The following is a 1,375-nucleotide window of genomic DNA, read 5'->3' on the forward strand; positions in this document are numbered from 1 at the left end:
AAGGGCTCTTGCCCCTAATGAGATGGTCAGCCCGGCGAGAACCTCGGCGAGTCTAAACTTGCCGGGGCGCTCTCTTTACCGAAGGAGGATCTCTCATGAATACCGTGACGCTTCTGGGTATCGACATCGGCAAGAACACTTTCCACCTGCATGGACAGGACGCCAGGGGCCATCAGGTGCTGCGTAAAAAGCTCAACCGCAACCAATTGCTCCCTTATCTGGCGCAGATTTCGACCTGCAAAATTGCCATGGAGTCCTGCGGCGGTTCTCAGTGGCTTGCCCGGAAAATCATGGAGCAAGGCCATCAAGTGCAGTTGATCGCACCACAACATGTGAAGGCCTACGTTACCGGCAACAAAAACGACTTCATTGATGCCGAGGCCATTTGTGAAGCAGCCTCGCGCCCTAGAACCCGTTCGGTCCAAGTCAAAACCGTAGAACAGCAGGTGCTGTGCACTGAGCACCGACTGCGCAAGTCCTTAGTAAGTCGACGCACCGCCGTTATCAATCAAGTGCATGGATTTCTCCTGGAGTTCGGCGTCATCTTTCCCGCCGGATACGCCGCCCTTGATCGGGTCCCGGGCCTGATGCAAAGCCGTGAACTTCCCATCCGTTTGATAAACGCCATTGAGCGCATGCTTGAAGATATTCGGCAGCTGACTGGGGAGATCAAAAAACTTGATGTCGAGATCAAGCAAAACCTCGTCCAAAGTGACGCCGGCCAACGCTTGCAAAGCATCCCCGGCATCGGCCCCCTCATCGCTAGCGCTCTGGTGGCCGATGTCGGTGACGCTTCGGTTTTCAAATCGTCCCGCGACTTCGCCGCATCGTTGGGGTTGGTGCCGCGACAGTATTCAACAGGTGGCGAAACCGTCCTCCTCGGCATCAGCAAACGGGGCGATAAATACCTAAGAAGCCTGCTTGTACAGGGCGCTCACACCGTTTTATACCGAGTCGATCACCGAACCGACGCCCTCGGTATGTGGGCCAAAAACTTGCTCGCCCGCAAGCCTCTGAATAAAGTGGTCTGTGCCCTGGCGAACAAAATGGCCAGAATCATCTGGGTGTTATTAACCAAGGGCGGCACCTACAACTCACAGCTTTTGGCTTGATCCGTACGCTTCACCACCGGCTTTTGCGACGTCAGTAGCTGATGACGATAAACGGCAGACATCCTGGCTGAAAACCTGGGAACGAAAGTAGCTTTTGAGGCTGAGCCCCTTTTAAAGGACAGGCAGGAGCGACTACTCATCAAGGGCCGAGCGCTATCCGTGCTCACACTGAGCCCGGATACATTAGCGCAAGCTCGATTTACCGCTCATCAGTGCTGGGTGGCAGAAGATGGGCTGACCATACATTTCGTTCGGTGCCTCGC

The 1,375-nt window shown here is 55.1% G+C and carries 1 protein-coding gene; it reads left to right on the forward strand.

Going from position 1 to position 1,375, the window contains the following annotated elements; all coding sequences use genetic code 11:
• Positions 1–95: 95 nt before the first annotated feature.
• Positions 96–1,112 carry an IS110 family transposase gene (locus DFS28_RS30350; RefSeq protein WP_111452712.1) on the forward strand — a complete coding sequence of 339 codons (1,017 nt, stop codon included), beginning with the start codon at positions 96–98 and terminating at the stop codon, positions 1,110–1,112.
• The last annotated feature ends 263 nt before the right edge of the window (positions 1,113–1,375 follow it).

The organism is Pseudomonas sp. 478, from assembly GCF_003254125.1.
GTDB lineage: Bacteria > Pseudomonadota > Gammaproteobacteria > Pseudomonadales > Pseudomonadaceae > Aquipseudomonas.

Coding starts and splice junctions, on each gene's coding strand:
- DFS28_RS30350 (WP_111452712.1), top strand. CDS start 96: ATGAATACCGTGACGCTTCTGGGTATCGACATCGGCAAGAACACTTTC.